Genomic DNA, 23,819 nt, shown 5'->3' with positions numbered 1-23,819 from the left:
CTCACCGCAATCGGGGCAAGCCCTCTCCCTCATTTGTATTCAGCCGATGCTGATCGGCGGCAGCTCGGTCAAGGTCACCACCTGCTGTTTACGCGGCGCAAGAATCTCTGCCTCGCCATCCACTACCAACTCGTCGCGCTGGTTGAACACGCGGGTGGCAATCCGCACGCGGAACTTGGGCAGTTTCTCCAGGATTTCCAGGCGCACCGTCAGGGTGTCGCCGATCTTCACCGGCTTCTGAAAGCTCATCTGCTGACCGATATAAATCGTGCCAGGCCCAGGCAGTTCACAGGCTACGGCTGCGCTGATCAAAGCGCCGCTGAACATGCCGTGGGCGATACGCTCCTTGAACATCGTGGCCTTGGCGTATTCGGCGTCCAGGTGCACCGGGTTGTGATCGCCGGACATTGCCGCGAACAGCTGGATGTCGCGCTCTTCGACAGTCTTGCTATAACTGGCGGTCTGGCCGACTTCAAGGGCTTCATACGGGGTGTTGGTTACCTGGGTCATCTAAGAGCGCATCCTGTGGCTAATCGGTAATTTAATTTGCTGATTTTAAAGGAAAATTTATTCGCAGCGGGCAGGCCGTTGCAAACTCAGGGCGTGATCCAGCCATGTCACCACATCCGCCGTGACTTGCGCACGATTGGTCTCATTGAACACTTCATGACGCGCCTGGGGGTAAATAGTCAGTTGCAGGTGCTGGCAGCCGGCCGCTTGCAGGGCTTGAGTCAGGTGGGTGAGACGCTTGCCCTCGCTCACCGGATCACATTCGCCGCCCATCACCAGAATCGGCAGGCCTGGATCGATCTGCGCGAGGTTGGACGCTTTGCTGATCTGCTGCAAGCCGCCTAGCAAATCCACCCACAGTTGGTTGGTGCAACGAAAACCGCAGAGAGGATCGTTGATGTACTTATCCACCTCATCCGGGTCGCGACTGAGCCAGTCGAAGGCCGTGCGGTTAGGTTTGAACGCTTTGTTGAAAGAGCCAAACGACAGGAAGTCGATCACGGCGCTGCGCCCCCGCAGGCCCTGGCGCAGGCGTTCGGCGCGAGCGATCAGGCGCGCGGCGCGGTACAGCGCCACCGGCTGGAAATTCGACCCACTGAGAATCGCCCCATGCAGGCTGGCACTGTGGTGCAGCAGATAAGCCTGGGCGATATAACTGCCCATGCTGTGCCCCAACAGTACGATCGGCAGCCCCGGATGCTGTTGGCCGATGTGTTGGTTGAGGCTGGCCAGGTCGCCTACCACTTTGTTCCAGCCATCGTGCTCGGCGAACAACCCCAGAGTGCCTTCATCGGCGGTCCGTCCATGGCCTCGCTGGTCCAGCGCGTACACACCGTAGCCCGCATCGCACAGGGCCTCGGCCAGGCGGGCGTAGCGCCCACTGTGCTCGGCCATGCCGTGGGACACCATTACCACAGCCTGGAGCGGCCCCTGTGGCAGCCATTGGTTGACGTATAGGCGGGTATGGTCGTTCGCAGTCAGCCAGAAGGTGCTGTGGTTCATGGCGGTTCCTTTGCTCGGTGTCGTTGCAGTGTATCGCTGATCTTCTGGCAAGCGGCTGATCAGTACAGGCCCTTGTAGGAAGATTCACGCAGTTGATGACACTCTTTCCTGTATTTGCCTGATTGGCCATAGCTGCTAACGTCCCCAAAGCTCCGCTTTCCATCGCAGCATAAAAGCGGCCGGACACACTCAGGTACAGAGGACAAGAATAATGCAACCTGATTTCTGGAATGACAAACGCGCGGCGGGCGTTCCCAATGACATTGACCTCACCACCTACAAGTCGGTGATCGAAGTCTTCGAGCGTTCCTGCAAAGCCTTTGCCGACCGTCCGGCATTCAGCAATATGGGGGTGACCCTGACCTACGCCGAGCTTGAGCGCCAGAGCGCGGCGTTCGCCGGTTACCTGCAGCATCACACCGACCTCAAGCCCGGCGAGCGCATCGCCGTGCAGATGCCCAACGTATTGCATTACCCCATCGCGGTGTTCGGGGCGCTGCGCGCCGGGTTGATCGTGGTCAACACCAACCCCTTGTACACCCCGAGGGAAATGCGCCACCAATTCAAGGATGCCGGCGTGCGGGCGCTGGTCTACCTCAACCTGTTCGGTTCACGGGTGCAGGAAGTGTGTGCCGACACCGAGATTGACTACCTGATCGAAGCCAAAATGGGCGATTTCCTGCCCGCCGCCAAAGGCTGGCTGGTCAACACCGTGGTCGACAAGGTCAAGAAGATGGTCCCGGCCTATCACCTGCCACGCGCAGTATCGTTCAAGCGTGCCCTGCGCATGGGCGCGGGCCTGGGTGTGACCCGTCACCCGGTGACCCTGGATGACATCGCCGTGTTGCAATACACCGGCGGCACCACCGGCCTGGCCAAGGGCGCGATGCTGACCCACGGCAATCTGGTGGCCAATATGCAGCAGGCGCGGGCGTGCATGTCCCAGGTCAGCGATAACGGCCAGCCGCTGGTACGGGAAGGGCAGGAGGTGATGATCGCGCCGCTGCCGCTCTACCACATCTATGCCTTTACGGCGAACTGCATGTGCATGATGGTGACCGGCAACCACAACGTGCTGATCACCAACCCGCGCGACATCGGCGGGTTTATCAAAGAGCTGAAAAAGTGGCGGTTTTCCTGCCTGCTGGGGTTGAACACCCTGTTTGTCGCGCTGATGGACCATCCGGATTTCAAGACCCTGGATTTCTCGCACCTCAAGATCACCAATTCCGGCGGTACCGCGCTGGTCAAGGCCACCGCCGAGCGCTGGAAGGCCCTGACCGGCTGCACCATCGGCGAAGGCTACGGCCTGACCGAAACCTCGCCGGTGGCCAGCACCAACCCCTACGGTAGCCAATCGCGGCTGGGCACCGTGGGTATTCCAGTGCCGGGTACGGCCATGAAGGTGATCGATGACGAAGGCCGCGAATTGCCCCTCGGGGAGCGTGGCGAACTGTGTATCAAGGGCCCACAAGTGATGAAGGGCTACTGGCAGCAACCGGCGGCAACCGCCGACACCCTGGATGCCGAAGGGTGGTTGAAAACCGGTGATATTGCGGTGATCGACACCGATGGCTTTGTGAGCATTGTGGACCGCAAGAAAGACCTGATCATCGTCTCCGGCTTCAACGTGTACCCGAACGAAATCGAAGACGTGGTCATGGCCCACCCAGCAGTGGCCAGCTGCGCGGTGATCGGCGTGCCGGACGAGCGCACGGGGGAGGCGGTGAAGCTGTTCGTGGTGGCGCGGGCTCAGGGGGTAAGCCTTGAAGAGCTGAAGGCGTACTGCAAAAGCAACTTCACCGGCTACAAGGTGCCCAAGCACATCGTGTTGCGTGAGTCGTTGCCGATGACGCCGGTGGGCAAGATCCTGCGCAGGGAGCTGCGCGACATCGCCTGACCCTGAAGTGAAGTGCAATCAAAATGTGGGAGGGGGCTTGCCCCCCGATGGCAGCGCAACAGTCACCATTTGTATCGACTGTTTAATGTCATCGGGGGCAACCCCCTTCCACATTTGTCTGTGTTTAATCTGCTAAGCCTTGTTCTAGAGCCTTTTTTGCGGATATAGAATCTTTGCTCTAAAAATGACCATTAGATATTCATGAGTCATGTTTATGACTGTAGGGCCCTCTTTTGGCTCTAGTCGGCCCTCGGCAAAGCTGCTACTCTCGGCGCGCTTTGTGACCTCTCGGCCTGCTTGAACGCGCCAGACTCACCTTAAAACTTAAAAAACATACACCAATAATAATCGCATCAAATGCGATGATGAATTCGCGTCGCTGAGGAGTGGGCTTCCATGAACGAAGACTTTTGGAAGGATAAGTACCCCGCCGGGATTGCTGCAGACATCAATCCAGACGAGTATCCAAATATTCAGGCGGTACTTAAACAGTCCTGCCAGCGCTTCGCTAACAAACCGGCGTTCAGCAACCTGGGCAAGACAATCACCTACGGTGAGTTGTACGAATTGTCCGGCGCCTTCGCCGCCTACCTGCAACAGCATACCGACTTGAAGCCTGGCGATCGAATCGCCGTGCAACTACCCAACGTTTTGCAATACCCAGTCGCTGTGTTCGGTGCCATCCGCGCCGGCCTGATTGTGGTCAACACCAACCCGCTGTACACCGCGCGGGAAATGGAACACCAGTTCAACGATTCCGGCGCCAAGGCGCTGGTCTGCCTGGCCAACATGGCTCACTTGGCGGAAAAGGTCGTGCCCAAGACCGCCGTCAAGCATGTGATCGTCACCGAAGTCGCGGACCTGCTGCCGCCGCTCAAGCGCCTGCTGATCAACAGCGTCATCAAGTACGTGAAGAAAATGGTCCCGGCGTATCACTTGCCCCAGGCGATCAAATTCAATGACGTGCTCGCCAAGGGACGCGGTCAACCGGTCAGCGACGCTAACCCGGTCAGTAGCGACGTGGCCGTGCTGCAATACACCGGCGGCACCACCGGCGTCGCCAAGGGCGCAATGCTGACCCACCGCAACCTCGTGGCCAACATGCTGCAGTGCAAGGCGCTGATGGGCTCCAACCTCAATGAAGGTTGCGAGATCCTGATCACACCGCTGCCGCTGTACCACATCTATGCATTCACCTTTCATTGCATGGCGATGATGCTGATCGGCAACCACAACATCCTGATCAGCAACCCGCGCGACCTGCCGGCGATGGTCAAGGAACTGTCGAAGTGGAAGTTCAGCGGCTTCGTCGGCCTGAACACGCTGTTCGTAGCGTTGTGCAACAACGAAGCCTTCCGCAAGCTGGACTTCTCCGCGCTGAAGGTCACCCTCTCCGGCGGTATGGCCCTGCAACTGGCAGCGGCCGAGCGTTGGAAAGCCGTGACCGGTTGCGGTATCTGCGAAGGTTACGGCATGACCGAGACCAGCCCGGTGGCCACCGTGAACCCGATCCAGCATATCCAGATCGGCACCATCGGCATTCCGGTGCCTTCGACGGTGTGCAAGGTCATCGCCGACGATGGCACCGAGCTGCCGTTGGGTGAAACCGGCGAGCTGTGCGTCAAGGGCCCACAAGTGATGAAGGGCTACTGGCAGCGCCAGGATGCCACCGACGAGATGCTCGACAGCGACGGTTGGCTCAAGACCGGCGACATCGCGATCATCCAGCCCGATGGCTATATGCGCATCGTTGATCGCAAGAAAGACATGATCCTGGTTTCCGGCTTCAACGTGTACCCCAACGAGCTGGAAGACGTACTGGCGGGCCTGCCGGGCGTGTTGCAGTGTGCAGCCATCGGCGTGCCGGACGAGAAGTCCGGGGAACACATCAAGCTGTTTATTGTGGTCAAGCCGGGTGCGACCCTGACCAAGGAGCAGGTGATGGAGCACATGCGCGCCAACGTCACTGGCTACAAGGTGCCCAAGGCGGTGGAATTCCGCGATGCCTTGCCGACGACCAACGTCGGCAAGATCCTGCGTCGCGAGTTGCGCGATGAAGAGCTGAAGAAACTCGGTCTTAAAAAGTAACGTAATTCAAATGTGGGAGGGGGCCAAGCCACCTCCCACATTTTTTCTGACCGCGGCTCTTACAGGGCAAACTGCGCGAAGTTCACACCCGCACCCGCCGGACGCACATCTTTCAAGAACGAATCCTTATCCGCGCTCAGCTCCAGAGTGATCTCCGGCTTGCGCTTGCCCGCATTACGCACCACCAGCCCTTCGAGTTTCTCGCGCAGAAACACCGTCGGCACCTTCAGGTGCAACAACTGGTCGGTCTCGGCGTTGTGCATCAGCAGGTGAATCCACTCGTACTGGCCCACCGCAATCCGTGCCACCGGCAGATCGAACCACCAGATGTTGCGTTTGCGGTCCAGGTCGGTGAAATGGCAGTTGTTGACGCCGAGTACGGCACCGCCCAGTTCCTGGTTTCTGCGGGCAATGGCCTGTGCTTTATTGAGTTTCATAACCTTCCTACGGGATCTGTTATTCAGCCTTATAGCCTGAATGTGCCGCGCATTCTCATGGGTTGGCCGCAAAACATAAAGCCCAACCTGTGCGCACCGATCAAATGCACCCTGAAAATAATTGAAACTCTGCCGAATCCGCTCCGGTCAATCTTCATGTAACGACCAATAACCCTTGATTGTTCTTTCGGAGAAATACCATGGGCAGCACAGCGGATAAGGCAAAAGGCTTGGCCAACGAAGCGGTCGGCAACATTAAGCAAGGTGTCGGCAAAGCCACCGATAACGACAAAATGCGCGCTGAAGGCGTCGTCCAAGAGAAGAAGGGCGAAGCTCAGCAGGCGGTCGGCAAAACCAAAGATGCCGTTAAAAAAGCCACCAAGTAACGCTGGCTTTGGCGGGTGTGAACTCGCCGTCCTGCGGCCATCCACGGATGGCCGTTTTTGTGTCGCCTGCTGCAACTAAAGTTTGGAAATTGTTTCAAAGTCGCCAGATGGGCTACTTTGATGTAGAAAACGGCCCTTGAGTCGCCCATGACCTTATCCTCTTTGCGGCGAAAGGAGACGCTATGATTTTTCCAGTACTTGATGGTCTCAAGCTGCACAAAGTGCTGTTGCGCACCGTCAAGGAATTCGTCGACGACGAAATGCCCACCTATGCCTCGGCGCTGGCTTACCAGATGCTGTTCTCGCTGTTTCCGTTCCTACTGTTTTTGATTGCGCTGATTGGTTTTCTGCACCTGCCGGACTTCTTCAGTTGGCTACGCCTGCAATCGGAGCTGGTGCTGCCGCCCCAGGCGTTGGAGCAGGTCAATCCGGTGATCGACCAGTTGCAGCAATCCAAGGGTGGCCTGCTGTCGGTGGGTATTGTGATCGCGCTGTGGACGGCCTCGGCCGGCGTGCGCCTGATGATGAGCGCCATGAACGCTGCCTACGATGTGGTCGAAGGTCGGCCGATCTGGAAGCGTTTTCCGCTGTCGATCTTTTACACCGTAGGCATCGCCGGGATGTTGCTCGCCGCCGCCGCGCTGATGGTGCTCGGCCCACAGGTGATGGAGTGGCTGGCCGGGCAGATCGGCATGCAGGAATTCGTGGTCACCCTGTGGACCATCGTGCGTTGGCCGCTGATCGTGATTCTGCTGATGTTCGCCGTGGCGCTGATGTACTACGTGATGCCCGATGTTGAACAGAAATTTCGCTTTATCACCCCTGGTTCCGTACTGGCGGTGGTGGTGTGGATCATTGCCTCGCTGGGGTTTGGCTACTACGTCAAGACCTTCGCCGATTACAACGCCATGTACGGCAGCATCGGTGCGATCATCGTGCTGCTCCTATACTTTTACATATCATCCGCCGTGCTGTTGCTGGGCGCGGAGATGAATGCGGTGATTGAACACATGTCAGCCGAAGGCAAGGAACCGGGGGCCAAGGATTTCGATGAGCCGCCGGTCCATGAGAAACAACATGTTTCCGGCCTTGGCCGTGACCATTCCATTAAGCCCACTACTGACGAAGCCTGATTAATGATCCGTGAAATCCTGAAAGTGGGCGATGAACGCTTGCTACGCATCGCCCCTCCGGTTCCGCCGGAAATGTTCGACAGCCCCGAACTGTGGCAATTGATCGATGACATGTTCCAGACCATGGAGCATGTGGGCGGTGTAGGCCTTGCCGCGCCGCAGATCGGCGTGGATCTGCAATTGGTGATCTTCGGTTTTGAGAGCAGCGAGCGCTACCCGGACGCACCGGCCGTGCCCCAGACCATCCTGATCAACCCACTGATCACGCCACTCAGCCCGGTGCTGGAAGAGGGCTTCGAAGGTTGCCTGTCGGTGCCTGGCCTGCGCGGTGCGGTGAACCGCTACCAGCAGATCCGTTATGAAGGTTTCGATCCCAAGGGCGAGCCTATCGTGCGCTTTGCCGATGGCTTCCATGCGCGGGTGGTGCAACACGAATGCGACCATCTGATCGGCCGATTATACCCATCGCGCATCACCGACTTCAGCAAGTTCGGCTTCATCGACGTGATGTTCCCGGAGTTGGATCCCGCCACGGCGGATTAACCAAAGAAATGCCGATCAGCATGTGGAAAAAGGGGCTTTCCCAATAGCCTTAGTTAGCTACACAAAATCCAAGCCTGCGCACCACACGGGATCGGCCCATAAAGTGGTTGTGGTGAGCGGGCTTACCCCGCGCCGGGCCGCGAAGCGGCCCTCTCTCCAGACACCGCGGTGTGCCAGACAAAAAGCATGGGCCCATTCCCTCTCGGTCACCTGCTATCCGAGGGCGGCCTCACTCCCGATTCCAAGCCCATGGCGATCATCGGTTTGTTGCGCTTGTAACGCACCAGCCGCTCGCCGAGGGACTGCGGCAATCGCGTGTCCTGGGTAAAGCCTATCCGCTGATACAACCGCTCCAAGTCAGGATGGCACAACAACCATACCGTGCCCTCGGCTGACGCCACTGCCTCAAGGATCAACCGCGTCGCCAAACCCTGGCTGCGATAATCCGGCGCCACAAACACGCCGGTCAGCCACTGCCCGCCCACCACGGGTGTCAGGCACAACCCGGCGACAATGTCGCCATCGCGCGCCACCCATAAACGCCCGCCCTTGAGCGCCTTCATCGATGAATCGTGGCGGCGGTAAAACTTGTTCAGCAGCGGCCATAGGGGCTCTGGCAGTGGATCAATGGGCAACTCGGGCATGGTATTCAAGCAGGCGTCGTGATGGGGGCCAAGATTATAAGCGCCTTCTGCCGGGCAATAGGTGGTATACCCAATGCTGCATCCCTTCACAGTGGAGTACGCAGCATGGCTAAAGGCATGGATTCAAAGAAAGCCGCGAAGAAAAAACCGGCAAAGACCGCCGATGAAAAACGCGCAGACAAGAAAGCCAAGAAATCCGAAACAGGTCTGTTCGGGCACTGATCCGCAAACGCCTGCTCGCTCAGGTGCGAGCAGGCTTGCGAAGCCATTCGACGACGACACGATCATGCTGGATGAACGCAGCGTTCTTGGAGGCTTCGCGAGCAAAAAACTCGCGGCCAGTGACGTCAGATGGCCGCCAGGGTTTCTTTAAACGTTCGCGCCTGAGGCTCAGCTGTCTTTGCCGCTACTTGTTGTTCCTGTTGCTGCTTCAAGCGTTCAGCCACTTGCTTGGAAATCGCGTCCTGCTTTTCCTGGGACATATTCTGCACATCCGCCTCGGTCAGCCCTTGTTCCTTGAGCAATTGCTCGCGGATGCGTTCGGCAGGGGATTTGCTCATATAGTCAGTGAATTCCGCGCGAGCCCCGGAGGTCGAGCTGGTTGCCGGTACTTCACTGGCGGTACTGGCTGTCTGCAATTGCACGCGGGTCTTGGCGAAGGCTTCGTCGATACGGTCGGCGGCTTTGTCCAATTCCTTCTGCGCGGCCGGTACGGTCACGTTTTGCTGCGCCGCTTGCAGGGCGCCGCTGTACAGCGCGCTGGCGGCGGCGTTGGCGGGGTCCATGTCGGGTCGCTTGATCTGTTGAACGGTCGACACGGCTTGGGTGTTGTTGTTTACCAGCATGATCGGTCACCTGTGTAATGTTCGGTGCCACAGCCGGAGCAAATAACATGCCGAGTGCCAGACCCCCGGTTTTGCTGGGGCGGCGCGCCGTCGGCGGCAACACTTATCCCGCCAACGGCCAATCGTTGCCGTCAATGGGCGATATGTTCCAGGGCCAGGTTGCGCGTACGTGGCCCGAACCAACTGATGGTGATCATCACAATCAGCATGCTGCTGGCGATAAATGCCAGCACCCCAGGTGTGCCCAGGTGTTCGAGGATGAACCCGATCAGCAGGCTGCTGAACACCGTCGACAAGCGGCTGAACGAGTAACAGAACCCCACCGCCCGCGCACGGATATTGGTGGGGAACAGTTCGCTCTGGTACGAGTGATAACTGAAGCTCAGCCAGGCATTGCAGAAGGTAATCATCACGCCGCAGAACACCAGCCCTACCGCCGTGGTCTGTAGTGCGAACAGGCTGCCGAAGATCACGGCGCCCATGGCCGAGCCGACGATCTGCCACTTGTTTTCAAAGCGGTTGGCCACCTTCACGAACAGCAATGGCCCCAGCGGGTAGGCGAGGGTGATGATAAAGGCGTACAGCAGGCTGTGGGTCACACTCACGCCCTGACCCGACAAGAGCGCCGGCAACCAATTGCCAAAGCCGAAAAAGCCGATGGCCTGGAACACATGGAACACGATCAGCATCAACGCCCGGCGCCGATACGGCGGTTGCCAGATATCGGCAAAGCGCCCGCTGCCCTGCACGCTGACGGCCTCTGGCTCGGGCTCGTCCAGCGGTTTACCGTGATCCTTGCGGCAGCGCGCCTCCAGGCTGTCCATGATCTGTCCGGCCTCGTCGAAGCGGCCTTGTTGCGCGAGCCAGCGCGGTGACTCCGGCAAGCGCTTGCGCAGTTGCCAGATAAATAACGCAAACACCGCGCTGCTAAGCACCACCCAGCGCCAACCGGCGATGCCGAACGGCGCCTGGGGCACCAGCCACCACGACATCAACGCCACCGCCGGGACCGACAGAAACTGGATAAAAAATGCGAAGGCAAACGCCGAACTGCGCATGCGCTTGGGCACCAGTTCCGAAAGATAAGCGTCGATGGTCACCAGTTCGATGCCCAGGCCGATCCCCACCAGAAAACGCATGCCGATAATGCCCAGGGCGGATGTTTGGATACCCATCAACACCGTGGCCACCGTGTACCAGATCAGCGCAAAGGTGAAGATCGCACGACGCCCGAAGCGGTCGGCAATCGGGCTGAGCAGGCTGGCGCCAAGGAACAGGCCCAGAAAGGTCGCCGAGGCGAATGCGGCCTGGTCGGAGAAACCGAACACGCCTTCACTGCCGGTGTGAAAAATCCCATCGCTGATTAGGCCGGGGCTGATATAGGCGGTCTGGAACAGGTCATACAGCTCAAAAAAACCACCGATGGACAGCAGCGCCACCAAGCGCCAGACGGTAGCGACGGCGGGCAGGCGGTCGATGCGTGCGCTGATGTGGGCAGCGCGCAGCGGGTCGATGCCGTCTGTGGTTGAAGCGGCGAGTATGGACATGGTGAGCGATTCCAGGTGCAGGACCTGGAATCTTAGCTGGCTAACGGAAATCGCTGCTTGTTAAATGGCAGGGCACGCCGGGCATATTTGGCGATTTATTGCGTTTACCGCTTATGGCTCAAGATTTTATGGCGCAACAATCAATTATGCCCGTCCAGGGCGAACGCCTTGAAGCCCGCATGCTGGCTGAGCCTTTCGTAATAGGCCGCCACCGCCGGAAAATGCGGATGCTCCATCGGCGTCATGCGCCAGCGGTGCACCGACAGGCCGATAAGGATGTCGGCCAGGGTGAACTCATCGCCGGCGACGTAGGCCTGCGTCTTGGCCAGCTGCTGTTCGAGGATGGCCATCTTGTCGTTCCAGCCCTGCACGCCGGCCTGGATACGTTGCGGGTCCTGATAGTCCGGGTTTTTGCGCACCAAGGCGTGGAACGCGTAGCCCCATGACGGGTTCAGCTCGGTGGCCTGCCAGTCCATCCACTGCTCCACCCGGGCCCGGGGCGCGGGCTCGGCGGGCAGCAGATCATGCCGTTGGTAAAGGCCGACCAGGTAACGGCAAATGGTGTTGGATTCCCACAACACGCCGTGGTCATCGATCAGCACCGGCACCTGGGCGTTGGGGTTCAGGGCCATGAACTCAGCGGATTGGGTGGGTGTGTAGCCGATGCCCCAGTCTTCACGCACGTAGTCGATGCCCAGTTCCTGGCAGGTCCAGAGCACTTTTCGCACGTTGATGGAGGACGTGCGGCCCAAGATTTTCAGTGAGTGTCCCATGGTGCTTTCCTGGCGATGGAGAGAAGGACAATCTAGCAGGGGCGGCAGGTTACGGCGATATTTCCACGCGGACACGGTTGAAAGGGTGAGAGGAGCAAGCCCCTTCCCACCGGCTGAACGGTTAAGCGCTCAACAGCGCGGGGTATGCTGATCCATGGCTTTGCCGACCAGCAATACGCTCAGCTCACTCAATTGATAAATGGCCAAGGCGATATCGCGGTGTTTGCCGGTGAGGTCATCGGACAGGTTGAGCAGCAAGGTGCTGACGGAACAGACGGTTTCGTAACTGTTGATCAGCAGGGTTTCGGTGGGGGCATCGGGGGTGACGGTGAAAAGCGTATGCGCGGGATGTGGGCTTGGCATGTTGAAGAACCTGATATGGGCTGATACCTCATCGCTACTAAACGAGGGTGGCAGCTGTACGCAGGTTAGTAGACCGGTATCCCACACAACCCGGCGCACCCGAAGGCGCCCTGCGCACAGCCACCATCAAGCATCGATTGGCTCATGCATCTTGTGTTGGGAAGCGCGGGCTACTAAACCCGATCACCGAGAAATTCAGCGACCGGCAAACCTTAAAGACCGCCCTCCAGGCGCACAAGCCGGCGGATTCTGGCGTAAGCGTAGGCAACCGGGCAAGACGCTTAACGCAATGTCAGCCGCTTCCTACACCCGTCCTACGTACTCTCCCGCACCCGCAACTCAAACCCCATATCCACCACCGGCTTGGCGATCTTGTTGCCCGCCATGATCGTCAATAAATGCTCCGCCGCACGCCGGCCAATCGCTTCGCGCGGGGTGCTGATGCTGCTCAGGCGCGGCACCATGAAGGACGAGGAGGGCAAGTCGTTGAAGCCCAGCACTGCCACGCGTTCCGGCACTTTGATGTTATGGCGCAGGGCTTCGAGCAAGGCGCCCTGGGCCAGGTCGTCGTTGCCGAAGAAAATCGCGTCCACCTCCGGATGGCTGGCCAGCAACTGCAGGAACAATTCGCCGCCCAGGCCCACAGAGGAGGGGCGCGGAGTCAGCAGTTCCAAGGCGGGGTCGTACAGGCCGGCCTGTTGCAGCGCACGGCGAAAGCCTTCGCCGCGCAGCAGGGTGCGTTGGTCCAGCTGCGCGCCGATGTAGGCCAGGCGCTTGCGCCCACGGGCGATCAAGTGCGCCGCCGCCGTTTCGCCGGCGGCCAGTTGCGAGAAACCCACGCAGTTCACGCCGGCATTCGGGTCCAGGTCCATCATGTAGACGCAGGGCACGTTGCTGGCCTCGACCATCCGTCGGGCGCTTTCGGTGCGGTCGAAGCCGGTCAGCAGCAAGCCACGGGGCTGGTAAGCCATGTAATTGCGCAGCAGGTTTTCTTCTTCGTCGCGCGAGTAGTGGGAGTTGCCGATCAACACTTCGAAGCCTTTGGGCCGCAGCACCTGGTGGATGGCTTCGAGGGTTTCGATAAACAGCAGGTTGGACAGCGAGGGCACCAGCACCACCACCGAATGGCTCTGGGCCGAGGCCAGTGCGCGGGCAGCGGGGTTGACCACGTAGTTCAATTCAGCAGCGGCCTGTTGGACTTTCTCCACCAACTCCGTCGCTACGGTGCTGATGCCGCGCAGGGCGCGTGAGGCGGTAATGGGGCTGACGCCGGCCAGGCGGGCGACTTCGTTGAGGGTGGGGCGCCCTGTGGTGCGTAGTTTTTTATCGTTCTTAGAGGTCATCAGGCGGCTTGCCAAACAAAAATCGAGGCACTAAGGTAGCGCTGTCTCCAAAAGGCTGCAAATACTTGAACGTTGGGTTGCCTGATCCTGTTCAAACCGTTGGAGCGGATGCACGCGTCACTCCATAAAAAAAGACAAGACGGCGCGGGAAAAGCCTGTTTTTGCACTAGCCTTACAGCGTGCAAAGGTAGCGCTATCTGCGTCCTGAGGTGTTTCATGAGTCAACCTGTTACCGCCCTGGTCATCATGGGTGTTGCCGGCTGCGGCAAGACCAGTGTCAGCGAGGCCGTGTGCCGCCTCAACGGCGCCACCGCCATTGAAGGCGACAGCTTTCACCCTGCCGCGAACATCGAAAAGATGAGTGCCGGCCACCCCCTCAACGACGACGACCGCGCCGGCTGGCTCGATATCCTCTGCGATGAGCTGCGCCGCTCGCTCAAGGCCGGTCAACACCCGGTACTGACCTGCTCGGCCCTTAAGAAAAAATACCGCGACCACCTGCGCGAAGCCGCGCCGGGCCTGGGTTTCGTGTTTCTGGAACTGACCCGTGAAGTGGCCGCCGACCGCGTGTCCCACCGCCCCGGCCATTTCATGCCCGCCAGTCTGATCGACAGCCAGTTCGCCACCCTCGAATCGCCCATAGGCGAGCCACTGACCCTGGCCCTCAACGCCAGCGAAGACAGCGTCGAGCAACTGGCCGAGCAGACCGATGCCTGGTGGCGTGAGCACGGTTTTGAACCATCCAAATAATTTTTTGCCGGACAAGATAGCGCTATCCCCGGCAGCGAATTCAACACCCGCTTTAATAACAACAACAAACAGGAGAGACCCCCATGTTTGGCATGTCCCACGAGTCCTACCTACTGCTTGATGCAGTAGTCACTATTATCGGGTTGATCGTATTGATCACCCGGTTCAAGGTTCACCCCTTTATTGCGTTGATCATCGCGGCGGGCTTTCTTGGCCTGACCTCGGGCATGCCCGTGGACAAGATCATCAAGGCGTTCCAGGACGGTTTCGGCGGGGTGCTCGGCTTTGTCGGCATCATCCTCGCCTTGGGCACGATGCTCGGCAAAATGATGGCCGAGTCCGGCGGTGCCGATCAGATCGCCCAGACCTTGATCCGCGCCTTCGGTAAGGAAAAAGTCCAGTGGGCCATGATGTTCGCCGCGTTCCTGGTGGGCATTCCGTTGTTCTTCGAGATCGGCTTTGTACTGCTGATCCCGCTGGTGTTTATCGTCGCGCGCCGCACCGGTGTGTCGCTGATCAAAATCGGCATCCCGCTGCTCGCCGGCCTGTCAGCGGTGCACGGCCTGGTACCGCCGCACCCGGGCCCGCTGCTGGCCATCGGCGTGTTTGGCGCGGACATCGGCAAGACCATCCTGTACGGCCTGATCGTCGCACTGCCGACCGCCATCATCGCCGGCCCGATCTTCGGTACGTTTATCGCCAAGTACATCCCGGGCAACCCGTCCCAGGAACTGGTGGATCAACTGGCCCGCGAGCCGGAAAGCAAAGACCTGCCGAGCTTTGGCATCACGCTGGTTACCGTGCTGCTGCCGGTGTTCCTGATGCTGCTCAAAACCTTTGCCGACATCGCCTTCGCCGAAGGCCACGTCGTGCGTAACTGGATGGACATGATCGGTCACCCGATCACCGCGTTGCTGCTGGCACTGTTGCTGTCGTTGTATACCTTCGGTGCGCGTCAGGGCATCCACTCCAAGCAGATCCTCAAACTGCTCGACGCCAGCCTTGCGCCGACCGCCGCGATCATCCTGATCATCGGTGCCGGTGGTGGCTTCAAGCAGATGCTGGTGACCAGCGGCGTGGGCGATGTTATCGGGCATATGGCCGTCACCGCGCAGATCAACCCGATCCTGCTGGCGTGGCTGGTGGCGGCGGTGATTCGCGTGGCAACCGGTTCGGCCACCGTGGCCACCATTACTGGCGCCGGCATTGTGGTGCCGGTGGTGGGCATGATTCCGGGGGTTAACCGCGAGTTGCTGGTGCTGGCGACGGGGGCGGGTTCGTTGATCCTGTCTCACGTCAACGATGCGGGGTTCTGGCTGGTCAAGCAGTACTTCAACATGACCGTGGCCGAGACGTTCAAGACCTGGACCGCGATGGAAACCATCCTGTCCGTAGTGGCGTTGATCTTCATTATGTTGCTGTCGTTGGTGGTCTAACAGGCAAACCACAAGGCAAGGGTGAAAACCCAATCAAATGTGGGAGGGGGCTTGCCCCCGATAGCGGTGGATCGGTCACTTGATGCAGTGACTGACACTCAGCTATCGGGAGCAAGCCCCCTCCCACATGTTTAACTCATTTCTGCAACAGAATGGCTCAGGCTTTCTGGATCAACCCATCCGCCCGGAACATCCCGCGAATCCCACGCACCGCTTGGCGAATGCGGTCCTGGTTCTCGATCAGCGCGAAGCGCACATGATCATCCCCATACTCGCCAAAGCCGATCCCCGGTGACACGCACACCTTGGCTTCCAGCAGCAGCTTCTTGGCAAATTCCAACGAGCCCATGGCGGCATACTGCTCGGGAATCTTGGCCCACACGTACATCGACGCCTTTGGATTCTCTACCATCCAGCCCAGCTCATGCAGGCCCTTGACCAGTACGTTGCGGCGCTGACGGTATTGCTCGGCGATGTCTTTCACACACTGTTGGTCGCCTTCCAATGCCGCAATCGCCGCCACTTGCAGCGGGGTGAAGGTGCCGTAGTCGTGGTAACTCTTGATCCGCGCCAGGGCGTTGACCAGTTCCGGGTTGCCCACCATAAAGCCGATGCGCCAGCCGGCCATGTTGTAGCTCTTGGACAGGGTGAAAAACTCCACCGCAATGTCCTTGGCGCCCGGTACCTGCATGATCGACGGAGCTTTCCAGCCGTCATAGACGATATCGGCGTAGGCCAGGTCATGGATCACCAGCACGTCATACTGCTTGGCCAGGGCGATGACCCGCTCGAAAAAATCCAGCTCCACGCACTGCGCGGTGGGGTTGGACGGGAAACCGAGGATCATCATTTTCGGCTTGGGGATCGAACCGCGGATCGCCCGTTCCAGCTCGGCGAAGAAATCCACGCCAGGCACCAGCGGCACCGAGCGCACCTGGGCGCCGGCAATCACGGCACCGTAGATGTGAATCGGGTAGCTGGGGTTGGGCACCAGCACGGTGTCGCCTTGATCCAGGGTGGCCAGCATCAAGTGCGCCAGGCCTTCCTTGGAACCAATGGTGACGATGGCTTCGGACTCGGGGTCGATGTCCACTTCATAACGGTCTTTGTACCAGCGCGAAATCGCTCGACGCAGGCGCGGAATGCCTTTGGAGGTGGAGTAACCATGGGTGTCTTCACGCTGGGCCACTTGCACGAGTTTTTCAACGATGTGCGGCGGCGTGGCGCCGTCGGGGTTACCCATGCTCAAGTCGATGATGTCTTCGCCGCGCCGACGCGCAGCCATCTTCAGCTCGGCAGTGATATTGAACACGTAAGGGGGGAGTCGATCGATGCGCGCAAAGCGGCGCGGCGAACCTTGTTCGGCCATTGTTGCCTCGAGAGTACGTAAGCGCCCGGAACCGTCCGAGCGACGTTGGCCACTGCGGTGGCCTGCGGGGCAGACAATACGGTCGGTGATGGCAAGTTGTCCAGATCCGTAGGAAAATTTTCTGCATGGAGTACAGTCCGGGTATGCCCCTATACTCGATGCGGGTTTGTTCCCTCATAAGAAGGAGACTGTTCGTATGGATCAGCAGACAAAACAACCGTTGGAACCGCGCATGGAAGAAGGCAATGCCATGGTGATCGCAGGGGTGCAAGGGCGGTATTCCAAGGCAACCGTGGGCGATATTCCACGCTTGTGGGAGTTATTCGACAGCTGCATCAAAGAGATCAAGCGACGTACCGGTGGCGTGACTTATGGGGTGTGTCACAACCCCCACCACGATGAGTTCGATTACCTGGCCGGGGTGCAAGTGCCGAGCAAGGATGACGTGCCGAGCAACTTCAAGTACGTCGAAATTCCGGCCCGCCGCTACGCGGTGTTCCCGCATTACGGCGCGGTTCAGGCGCTGGCGCAAACCTACGAACGCATCATGTTCGAATGGCTGCCACATTCCGGGTTCAAATTGGCCGGCGCGGATTTCGAGCGCTACAGCGCCGATTTCGATGTGAAAAAAGGTACGGGCACGGTGGAGGTCTGGGTGCCGGTCGAAAAGCGCGGCTGAGTTGAGCGCCCCTGTCGCGTAAACATGACACACGCGTCTGAACGGCATGTTTACGTGACATCCATTACTGCGGATTAAAGTGCAAGGCTCAATCTGCGCTCATAGCCAACCCGCCCCTTGTACGCCTCACCGCTGTCTACCCAGCCGAGCCCCAAATACAAGCCCATCGCCGCCACGTTGTCCGTGTCCACCGACAACTCCAACCCCTTGATCTGCGGCCATGCTTCAAGCGCCGCCGCCGGCAGTGCCAGCAGGCACGCCTTGCCGAACCCACGGCCCTGTTGCCGACGGTCCACCTGCAAGGCATGCAGAGTGGCGCTGTGTGCGTCGGCCCAGTGGGGCAGACAGGGAGGGCGTTTAAGCAACAGGAAGGCCACCGGGACGTCGTCGGCCAACAGTGCAAAGCCTTTCACGCCGGGGCTGGGTTTAGCCAACAGGTTATTGAGTGCGCAATACATATCGCCGCAAAACGGCAGTTGCTCAGGATGAACTTCGATGGCATTGAGCTGCTGTTGTTGCAGGTCAGTCAGTGCCCCATAGGCGACCAGGCGGGTATGCATCGAGGGTATCCGAAGGGCTGCAAGTAGGGCCGCAGTCTATCGGGTTTGATGGGGGCGAAATTATTTTTCAGCAGGCTGTCGATTTGCCCCCTGCGCGTTCGACTAAGGGTGACTTTCGGATTTTCCACCCCAAGGAGTTATCGCCATGAGCACCGCAATCAACAGCCTGATCGAAGAATGGAAAAATGCCGTCCTAAGCCGCGATATCGACAAGATTGTCAGCTATTACGCCGACGATATCGTCTCATTCGACGCCGTTAATGCTCTGCAATTCAAGGGTAAAGCCGCCTACCGCGCCCATTGGGAAGAATGCATGAAGCACTGCCCAGGCCCGGGGATTTTCGAGTTTCATCAATTGCGCATCGTCGAGGCGGCCGACAGCGCCTTTGCCCACTGGCTGGCCCACTGCGGCGGGACCGGCCCGGACGGTGAGTTGAAGGCCTGCTGGATGCGCGTCACCGCCGGTTATCAGCGCATCGCGGGCCAGTGGAAAGTGGTGCATGAGCATTGGTCGGCCCCCTTCGATATGGAGAAAGGCACCGCACTGTTCGACCTGAAACCTTGAGCTGCGCGAACTATAGTCAGCATTCCGACAACGGAGATATCCATGAAATACCTCTGCCTGATCTACAGCGACGAAACGTTGCTGCATAGCTCACCCGACAGCCCAAAAGATCCGGAGTGCCTTGCCTACGCCCAGGCCATTCAGGCCAGTGGTCGCATGCTGGCCGCCGAGCCGCTGCAACCTGTGGCCAGCGCCACCACCGTGCGTAAGCGCAATGGCCACTTATCGATCACCGACGGGCCATTCGCCGAAACCAAGGAGCAGCTCGCCGGTTTCTACCTGATCGAAGCGCGGGATTTGAACGAAGCGCTGCAGGTGGCCGGTGGCATTCCGGCGGCACGGGTCGGTAGCGTCGAGGTGCGGCCCGTACGCGAGTTGGCGCTCTGAACAGCCACTCTATCGAGGCCCTCTATCGCAGCGAATCGCGACGCGTCCTGGCGACGTTGATTCGCCTGCTGGGGGATTTCGACCTTGCCGAAGAAGCCCTGCACGAGGCGTTTTCCGTCGCGCTCGAACGTTGGCCCCAGGACGGTCTGCCCGACAACCCACGGGCCTGGCTGATCTCCACCGGCCGTTTCAAAGCAATCGATCGCTTACGCCGCCAGGCGCGTTTTACGCCGTTATCGCAGGCGCAGGCCGACGCGCTGGAAGCGGCTGAGTGGAGTGTCGAAGACGTGGAAGACGACCGCCTGCGCCTGATCTTCACCTGCTGCCACCCGGCGCTGGCGCCGGATGCCCAGGCTGCGTTGACCTTGCGCGAGATCTGCGACCTCACCACCGAAGAAATCGCCCGAGCCTTCCTGAGCACACCCACCACCATCGCCCAGCGCATCGTGCGGGCCAAGGCCAAGATCCGCGAGGCGAACATTCCTTATCAGGTGCCATCCCTGGCGGAACTGCCGGAGCGCCTCGACAGCGTGCTGCGCGTGGTTTACCTGGTGTTCAACGAGGGCTATTCGGCGTCCATCGGCGCAAACCTCACCCGCGACGAATTGAGCGGCGAAGCCATTCGCCTCGGGCGGCTGTTACTGGCGTTGCTGCCGGAGCCGGAAGTAATGGGCTTACTGGCGTTGATGCTGCTGCACGAATCCCGCCGTGCGGCGCGCACCTCGGCGAGTGGCGAGCTGGTGTTGCTGGATGAGCAGGACCGCACGCTTTGGGACGCGTCGTTAATCACCGAAGGCTGCGCGCTGGTGCAGCGAGCGCTGAGCACCCGAGGGTTTGGCCCGTATTGCCTGCAAGCAGCGATCGCTGCCGTACATGCCGAAGCGCCTCACGCGGCTCAGACGGATTGGCCGCAGATCGTCGGGCTGTACGACGTGTTGCTGGGCCTGCTGCCGTCGCCGGTGATTGCGCTGAATCGGGCGGTGGCGGTGGCCATGCGCGACGGGCCGCTGGCGGGGTTGCAGCAGGTCGATGGGATCCTGGCGCGCGGGGAGTTGCAGGATTATCACTTGGCGCACGCGACCCGGGGCGAGTTCTGCCGGCAACTGGGAAGGTTGAAAGAAGCGCGGTCTGCGTATGAAAAAGCCCTGTCACTGACCCAACAGGCCCCCGAAAAGGCCTTCCTCGAACAACGCCTGGCTCAACTTGTCAGCGCTTCAATGCCCTAGAAATATCATTCGAGCATCTTGCCCAACAACCAACTCCCCGCCGGCCCTGGCGGATGGTGCCGCGACCACAACGCATCTACCGCCACTGAGCGCGGCCAGCCGCGTGCCTTAAGTTCCACCAATTGCCCGCCGCCAAACCGCTCCACCAACCAGCGCGGAATCGGTGCCCAGCCGAAACCCAACTGAGCCATTTCCAGCAGCATCAGGTAGCTGGGGGCCGACCAGACACGTCCGCTGGCGCGGGTTTCATTCGGATTGATGATGCTTGCCAGGCGCAGTTCGCGATGCTGTTGCAGGGCGTGCGCGGTGAGGGTGTCGAGGCTGGCCAACGGATGCTTGGGGGATACGAACAGGGCGATTTCCGTGCGTTCCTCCACGGGCGCGCAGGTCAGGTCCGGCGGGTACAGGTCCTGGTGTTCAATAAATGCGATCTGCGCACGGCCGCTCTGCACCAAGGCGATCAGGTCTTCGCATTCGGCGATCAGGCATTCCAGCTCAAGGTCGGGGTAGCGTCGTTCGAACGCGCTGAGGGCGGCCTCGAAACGGTCGGACTGGTAGGTATCCGACATGGCGATACTCAGCTTCGGCTCCAGCCCCTGGGCCAACTGACTCGCCGTCAGGGCCAGCCGGCTATTGGCTTCCAACACCTGCTCGGCGCGTTGCAGCAACACATGGCCCGCCGGGGTCAGTGTGGGTTTGCGACTGCTGCGGTCGAACAGCTCCACATCCAGGTCGATCTCCAAGCTCGCCACCGCTGCGCTGACGGTGGACTGGCTCTTGCCGAGCTTGCGTGCCGCCGCCGAAAACGAGCCTTGGGTCGCCGCCTGGACAAATGCCTGCAGCACTTCATGTGAAGCCATGACTATCGCCTTGATCGATGGTTATTGGTTATGAAGTATCGATCCGCCGAGTAACCATGGCAACTCTCGTTACGCACGGAGCCGGGTTATGCACCCCACCAAATCGATGACTGAACGTGTTGGCCAAGCCTTGGGCTTTGAAGGGTTGGCCTTGTTGATCTGCACGCCGCTGCTGGTCTGGATCACTGGGCGACCGGCCTTGGAAATGGGCACGGTGACCTTTGGCCTCAGCCTGCTGGCGCTGAGCTGGAACATTGTGTTCAACAGCCTGTTCGACCGCCTCAAAGCGCGCCTGCAACTGTCGGGCGGCGCTTGGACGCGGGTGCTGCATGCGCTGCTGTTCGAAGGCGGGCTGATTGTCGTCGCGGTGCCGTTGATTGCGGCGTGGCTGAATATCAGCCTGATGCAGGCGTTGATGCTGGACATAGGTGTACTGCTGTTTTTTTTGCCGTACACCTATGTGTATCACTGGGGCTATGACGTGCTGCGCGAGCGTTTCTTACAGAAACATGCCGCCCGACGCCTCGATCCGCTGACCGGTGATCCAATGACTACCGTCGGCAAGCAAGCTGGCAATGGCCCCGCCGATATCGTCCGGTAAGCCCGCGCGGCCCAGGGCGGTGTTGCTGGCGACCATTGCGTTGAGGTCAGCGTTATCGCGCACGGCACCGCCGCCGAAGTCGGTTTCAATGGCGCCAGGGGCGAGGATGTTGACGCTGATGCCACGGCTGCCCAGCTCCTTGGCCTGATAGCGGGTCAGCACTTCCATGGCGCCTTTCATGGCCGCGTAAGCCGCATAACCGGGCAGGCTGAAACGCGCCAGGCCGCTGGACACGTTGAGGATGCGGCCGCCGTCGCGGATCAGTGGCAGTAGCTTCTGGGTCAGGAAAAACGGGCCCTTGAATTGGATCGCCAGCAGTTGGTCGAACTGTGCTTCGGTGGTTTCGGCGAAGCTGGCGTGGATGCCGATGCCGGCGTTATTGATCAGAAAATCAAAGCGATCCTGTGCGAAAACCTCTTTCAGCACGCCAGCCACATCGCCGACAAAATCACCGAACGTGGCACTCTGGCTCACATCCAGCTTCAGCATCGCCGCGCGCCCGCCCAATTGTTCGATCTGCGCCACCAGTGCCTGGGCTTCGTCGGCCTTGCTGTGGTAAGTGCCGATGATGTCGACGCCCTGGGCGGCCAGGTGCAATGCTGCGTTTTTACCCAGACCTCGGCTGGCGCCGGTGATCAATGCGATTTTACGGGTCATGGTGCAGTCCTCTGATGTGATCGTGGGAAGAAGTGTATTTGTCCGGTAATAACGTGATAAACAGCGCTATATCGGAAACACTGGCCGGATAAGGCGAACAATCCCATGAACAAACTTGAGCTGCTGCGCACCTTTGTGCGCGTCACCGAACTGTCGAGTTTCACCGGCGCCGGCGAGAGCCTGGGCCTGCCGCGTTCCACGGTGTCCGAGCATGTGCAGGCGCTGGAGGAGCTGCTCGGCGCGCGCTTGTTGCAACGCACCACGCGCAAGGTCCAAGCGACCCAGGACGGTCGCGTGCTCTACGAACGCAGCAAGGATTTACTGGCGCATATGGAGGAACTCGAAGGCTTGTTTCGCCAGGACGAAGCCCAACTGGCCGGGCGTATCCGCGTGGACATGCCCAACGCCCTGGCACGGGAAGTGATCCTGCCGCGGCTGCCCTCGTTCATGGACGCCCACCCGCTGATCGAGTTGGAAATCAGCGCTACCGACCGTCAGGTCGACCTGCTCGCCGAAGGGTTCGATTGCGTATTGCGCATCGGCGCGCAGCCGGATCAAACCGTGGTGGCCCGCGCGCTGTGCAGCCTGCCGATGATCAACTGCGCCAGCGCCACCTACCTGCAACGCTTCGGCGTGCCGCAGACCTTGGCCGATTTGGCCGACCATCACCTGGTGCATTACGTACGCCCGCTGGGGTCACGTTCGGCGGGTTTCGAGTATCTGCAAGGCAACAAGGTGCAACGGATTCCCATGGCGGGGCGGGTGACGGTCAACAGCACCGATGCGTACAAGTCGGCCTGCCTGGGTGGTTTCGGGATTATTCAAGTGCCGACCCTGGGCATGCTCGACGAATTGGCGCGCGGTGAACTGGTAGCGATCTTGCCGGACTACTCGCCACCGCCGTTGGAGGTGGCCCTGCTGTACGCCGGGCAACGGCATTTGCCGTTGCGTGTTCGGGTGTTTATGGACTGGTTGGCCGCCATGGTGCAGACCCACGTTTAATCCCGGCTCCATCCTGGTGGGAAGGGGGTTGCTGTAGTGAGCAGGCTTGCCCTGCGCTGGGCTGCGAAGCGGCCCCATTCCAGACGATATGGTTTAGCTGAGACACCGAGGTGCCTGGATTTGGGGCTGCTTCGCAGCCCAGCGCGGGGCAAGCCCGCTCACCACAGCAAGCCCGCTCACCACAGCGAGCCTGCTTCCCACAGCAGTACCACC

At 59.9% G+C, this 23,819-nt stretch carries 26 protein-coding genes; 13 read left to right on the top strand and 13 right to left on the bottom strand.

Features of this window, described 5'->3' with window-relative positions; genetic code table 11:
• Nucleotides 1-39 precede the first annotated feature (39 nt).
• The gene (locus ACFZPT_RS11790; RefSeq protein ID WP_003175719.1) at nucleotides 40-510 is read right to left on the bottom strand and encodes a MaoC family dehydratase; all 471 of its coding nucleotides are present in this window, start codon (nucleotides 508-510) and stop codon (nucleotides 40-42) included.
• Nucleotides 511-567: 57 nt separating this feature from the next.
• On the bottom strand, nucleotides 568-1,512 hold the full coding sequence (locus ACFZPT_RS11785; RefSeq protein ID WP_034114958.1) for an alpha/beta hydrolase: 945 nt from the start codon (nucleotides 1,510-1,512) through the stop codon (nucleotides 568-570).
• Nucleotides 1,513-1,723: 211 nt separating this feature from the next.
• Between ACFZPT_RS11785 and fadD2 the strand changes: the two genes are divergently transcribed.
• A complete protein-coding gene (gene fadD2, locus ACFZPT_RS11780) occupies nucleotides 1,724-3,412 on the top strand; it encodes a long-chain-fatty-acid--CoA ligase FadD2 (RefSeq protein ID WP_034100047.1) in 1,689 nt (562 codons plus the stop codon).
• A gap of 396 nt (nucleotides 3,413-3,808) precedes the next feature.
• The gene (gene fadD1, locus ACFZPT_RS11775; RefSeq protein WP_034100045.1) at nucleotides 3,809-5,500 is read left to right on the top strand and encodes a long-chain-fatty-acid--CoA ligase FadD1; all 1,692 of its coding nucleotides are present in this window, start codon (nucleotides 3,809-3,811) and stop codon (nucleotides 5,498-5,500) included.
• A gap of 59 nt (nucleotides 5,501-5,559) precedes the next feature.
• On the opposite strand, the gene ACFZPT_RS11770 is transcribed toward fadD1, so the two are convergent.
• Complete coding sequence (locus tag ACFZPT_RS11770; protein WP_024077075.1) at nucleotides 5,560-5,937, bottom strand: hypothetical protein; 378 nt, start codon at nucleotides 5,935-5,937, stop codon at nucleotides 5,560-5,562.
• Between the two features lie 200 nt (nucleotides 5,938-6,137).
• On the opposite strand from ACFZPT_RS11770, the gene ACFZPT_RS11765 reads away from it, so the two are divergent.
• The 3 genes from ACFZPT_RS11765 (at nucleotide 6,138) to def (ending at nucleotide 7,999) form a co-directional block, all read left to right on the top strand.
• A complete protein-coding gene (locus ACFZPT_RS11765) occupies nucleotides 6,138-6,323 on the top strand; it encodes a CsbD family protein (protein ID WP_034100043.1) in 186 nt (61 codons plus the stop codon).
• 182 nt (nucleotides 6,324-6,505) lie between these two features.
• On the top strand, nucleotides 6,506-7,456 hold the full coding sequence (locus tag ACFZPT_RS11760; RefSeq protein ID WP_034100041.1) for a YihY/virulence factor BrkB family protein: 951 nt from the start codon (nucleotides 6,506-6,508) through the stop codon (nucleotides 7,454-7,456).
• Between the two features lie 3 nt (nucleotides 7,457-7,459).
• Nucleotides 7,460-7,999, top strand: a complete 540-nt coding sequence (gene def / locus ACFZPT_RS11755) for a peptide deformylase (protein ID WP_034114957.1) — start codon at nucleotides 7,460-7,462, stop codon at nucleotides 7,997-7,999.
• 206 nt (nucleotides 8,000-8,205) lie between these two features.
• Here def and ACFZPT_RS11750 read toward each other — a convergent pair whose 3' ends face one another.
• The 6 genes from ACFZPT_RS11750 to ACFZPT_RS11725 all read right to left on the bottom strand — a co-directional run bounded on the left by ACFZPT_RS11750 (nucleotide 8,206) and on the right by ACFZPT_RS11725 (nucleotide 13,517).
• A complete protein-coding gene (locus ACFZPT_RS11750) occupies nucleotides 8,206-8,643 on the bottom strand; it encodes a GNAT family N-acetyltransferase (RefSeq protein WP_034100038.1) in 438 nt (145 codons plus the stop codon).
• A 347-nt stretch (nucleotides 8,644-8,990) separates the two neighbouring features.
• Nucleotides 8,991-9,488, bottom strand: coding sequence for a hypothetical protein (locus ACFZPT_RS11745; RefSeq protein ID WP_034114956.1), 498 nt, complete (start codon nucleotides 9,486-9,488; stop codon nucleotides 8,991-8,993).
• A gap of 131 nt (nucleotides 9,489-9,619) precedes the next feature.
• Entirely contained in the window at nucleotides 9,620-11,035 is a 1,416-nt protein-coding gene (locus ACFZPT_RS11740; protein ID WP_034114955.1) for an MFS transporter, read from the bottom strand.
• A gap of 140 nt (nucleotides 11,036-11,175) precedes the next feature.
• A complete protein-coding gene (locus tag ACFZPT_RS11735; RefSeq protein WP_034100034.1) occupies nucleotides 11,176-11,808 on the bottom strand; it encodes a glutathione S-transferase family protein in 633 nt (210 codons plus the stop codon).
• Between the two features lie 129 nt (nucleotides 11,809-11,937).
• Nucleotides 11,938-12,171 (bottom strand): DUF6124 family protein, encoded by a 234-nt coding sequence (locus ACFZPT_RS11730; RefSeq protein ID WP_034100032.1) that lies wholly within the window; start codon nucleotides 12,169-12,171, stop codon nucleotides 11,938-11,940.
• Nucleotides 12,172-12,485: 314 nt separating this feature from the next.
• Complete coding sequence (locus ACFZPT_RS11725; RefSeq protein ID WP_169868277.1) at nucleotides 12,486-13,517, bottom strand: LacI family DNA-binding transcriptional regulator; 1,032 nt, start codon at nucleotides 13,515-13,517, stop codon at nucleotides 12,486-12,488.
• Between the two features lie 213 nt (nucleotides 13,518-13,730).
• Between ACFZPT_RS11725 and ACFZPT_RS11720 the strand changes: the two genes are divergently transcribed.
• Together ACFZPT_RS11720 and ACFZPT_RS11715 are read left to right on the top strand one after the other, a co-directional pair.
• The gene (locus ACFZPT_RS11720) at nucleotides 13,731-14,264 is read left to right on the top strand and encodes a gluconokinase (RefSeq protein WP_034114954.1); all 534 of its coding nucleotides are present in this window, start codon (nucleotides 13,731-13,733) and stop codon (nucleotides 14,262-14,264) included.
• Nucleotides 14,265-14,347: 83 nt separating this feature from the next.
• On the top strand, nucleotides 14,348-15,700 hold the full coding sequence (locus tag ACFZPT_RS11715) for a GntP family permease (RefSeq protein ID WP_034100026.1): 1,353 nt from the start codon (nucleotides 14,348-14,350) through the stop codon (nucleotides 15,698-15,700).
• 157 nt (nucleotides 15,701-15,857) lie between these two features.
• Here ACFZPT_RS11715 and alaC read toward each other — a convergent pair whose 3' ends face one another.
• Nucleotides 15,858-17,069, bottom strand: coding sequence for an alanine transaminase (gene alaC / locus ACFZPT_RS11710; RefSeq protein WP_034100024.1), 1,212 nt, complete (start codon nucleotides 17,067-17,069; stop codon nucleotides 15,858-15,860).
• A 196-nt stretch (nucleotides 17,070-17,265) separates the two neighbouring features.
• Here alaC and ACFZPT_RS11705 point away from each other — a divergent pair, with 196 nt between their 5' ends.
• Nucleotides 17,266-17,748: a GyrI-like domain-containing protein gene (locus ACFZPT_RS11705; protein ID WP_034100022.1), complete on the top strand. Its 483-nt coding sequence runs from the start codon at nucleotides 17,266-17,268 to the stop codon at nucleotides 17,746-17,748.
• A 74-nt stretch (nucleotides 17,749-17,822) separates the two neighbouring features.
• Here the strand turns inward: ACFZPT_RS11705 and ACFZPT_RS11700 are convergent, their stop codons facing one another.
• On the bottom strand, nucleotides 17,823-18,308 hold the full coding sequence (locus tag ACFZPT_RS11700) for a GNAT family N-acetyltransferase (protein WP_034114952.1): 486 nt from the start codon (nucleotides 18,306-18,308) through the stop codon (nucleotides 17,823-17,825).
• 145 nt (nucleotides 18,309-18,453) lie between these two features.
• Here ACFZPT_RS11700 and ACFZPT_RS11695 point away from each other — a divergent pair, with 145 nt between their 5' ends.
• From ACFZPT_RS11695 to ACFZPT_RS11685, 3 genes are read left to right on the top strand one after another with little or no spacing between them, the layout of a single operon-like run.
• A complete protein-coding gene (locus tag ACFZPT_RS11695) occupies nucleotides 18,454-18,873 on the top strand; it encodes a nuclear transport factor 2 family protein (protein WP_034100018.1) in 420 nt (139 codons plus the stop codon).
• Between the two features lie 42 nt (nucleotides 18,874-18,915).
• Nucleotides 18,916-19,260 carry a YciI family protein gene (locus ACFZPT_RS11690; RefSeq protein WP_034100016.1) on the top strand — a complete coding sequence of 115 codons (345 nt, stop codon included), beginning with the start codon at nucleotides 18,916-18,918 and terminating at the stop codon, nucleotides 19,258-19,260.
• Entirely contained in the window at nucleotides 19,257-20,486 is a 1,230-nt protein-coding gene (locus ACFZPT_RS11685; protein ID WP_034114951.1) for an RNA polymerase sigma factor, read from the top strand. The genes ACFZPT_RS11690 and ACFZPT_RS11685 overlap by 4 nt, the downstream gene beginning before the upstream one ends.
• 5 nt (nucleotides 20,487-20,491) lie before the next feature.
• On the opposite strand, the gene ACFZPT_RS11680 is transcribed toward ACFZPT_RS11685, so the two are convergent.
• Nucleotides 20,492-21,346, bottom strand: coding sequence for a LysR family transcriptional regulator (locus ACFZPT_RS11680; protein WP_034100013.1), 855 nt, complete (start codon nucleotides 21,344-21,346; stop codon nucleotides 20,492-20,494).
• A gap of 88 nt (nucleotides 21,347-21,434) precedes the next feature.
• Between ACFZPT_RS11680 and ACFZPT_RS11675 the strand changes: the two genes are divergently transcribed.
• A complete protein-coding gene (locus ACFZPT_RS11675) occupies nucleotides 21,435-21,947 on the top strand; it encodes a multidrug/biocide efflux PACE transporter (RefSeq protein ID WP_034114950.1) in 513 nt (170 codons plus the stop codon).
• On the opposite strand, the gene ACFZPT_RS11670 is transcribed toward ACFZPT_RS11675, so the two are convergent.
• On the bottom strand, nucleotides 21,846-22,604 hold the full coding sequence (locus ACFZPT_RS11670) for an SDR family NAD(P)-dependent oxidoreductase (protein ID WP_034100009.1): 759 nt from the start codon (nucleotides 22,602-22,604) through the stop codon (nucleotides 21,846-21,848). The genes ACFZPT_RS11675 and ACFZPT_RS11670 overlap by 102 nt on opposite strands.
• 105 nt (nucleotides 22,605-22,709) lie before the next feature.
• Here ACFZPT_RS11670 and ACFZPT_RS11665 point away from each other — a divergent pair, with 105 nt between their 5' ends.
• Entirely contained in the window at nucleotides 22,710-23,606 is an 897-nt protein-coding gene (locus ACFZPT_RS11665) for a LysR family transcriptional regulator (protein WP_034100007.1), read from the top strand.
• Nucleotides 23,607-23,819 lie beyond the last annotated feature (213 nt).

Origin of the sequence: Pseudomonas sp. MD330_10 (genome assembly GCF_042610415.1) — a bacterium.
Taxonomy (GTDB): Bacteria; Pseudomonadota; Gammaproteobacteria; order Pseudomonadales; family Pseudomonadaceae; genus Aquipseudomonas; species Aquipseudomonas rhodesiae.
Note: the sequence above shows the minus strand (reverse complement) of the source record. Positions and strands in the feature narration are given on the sequence as shown.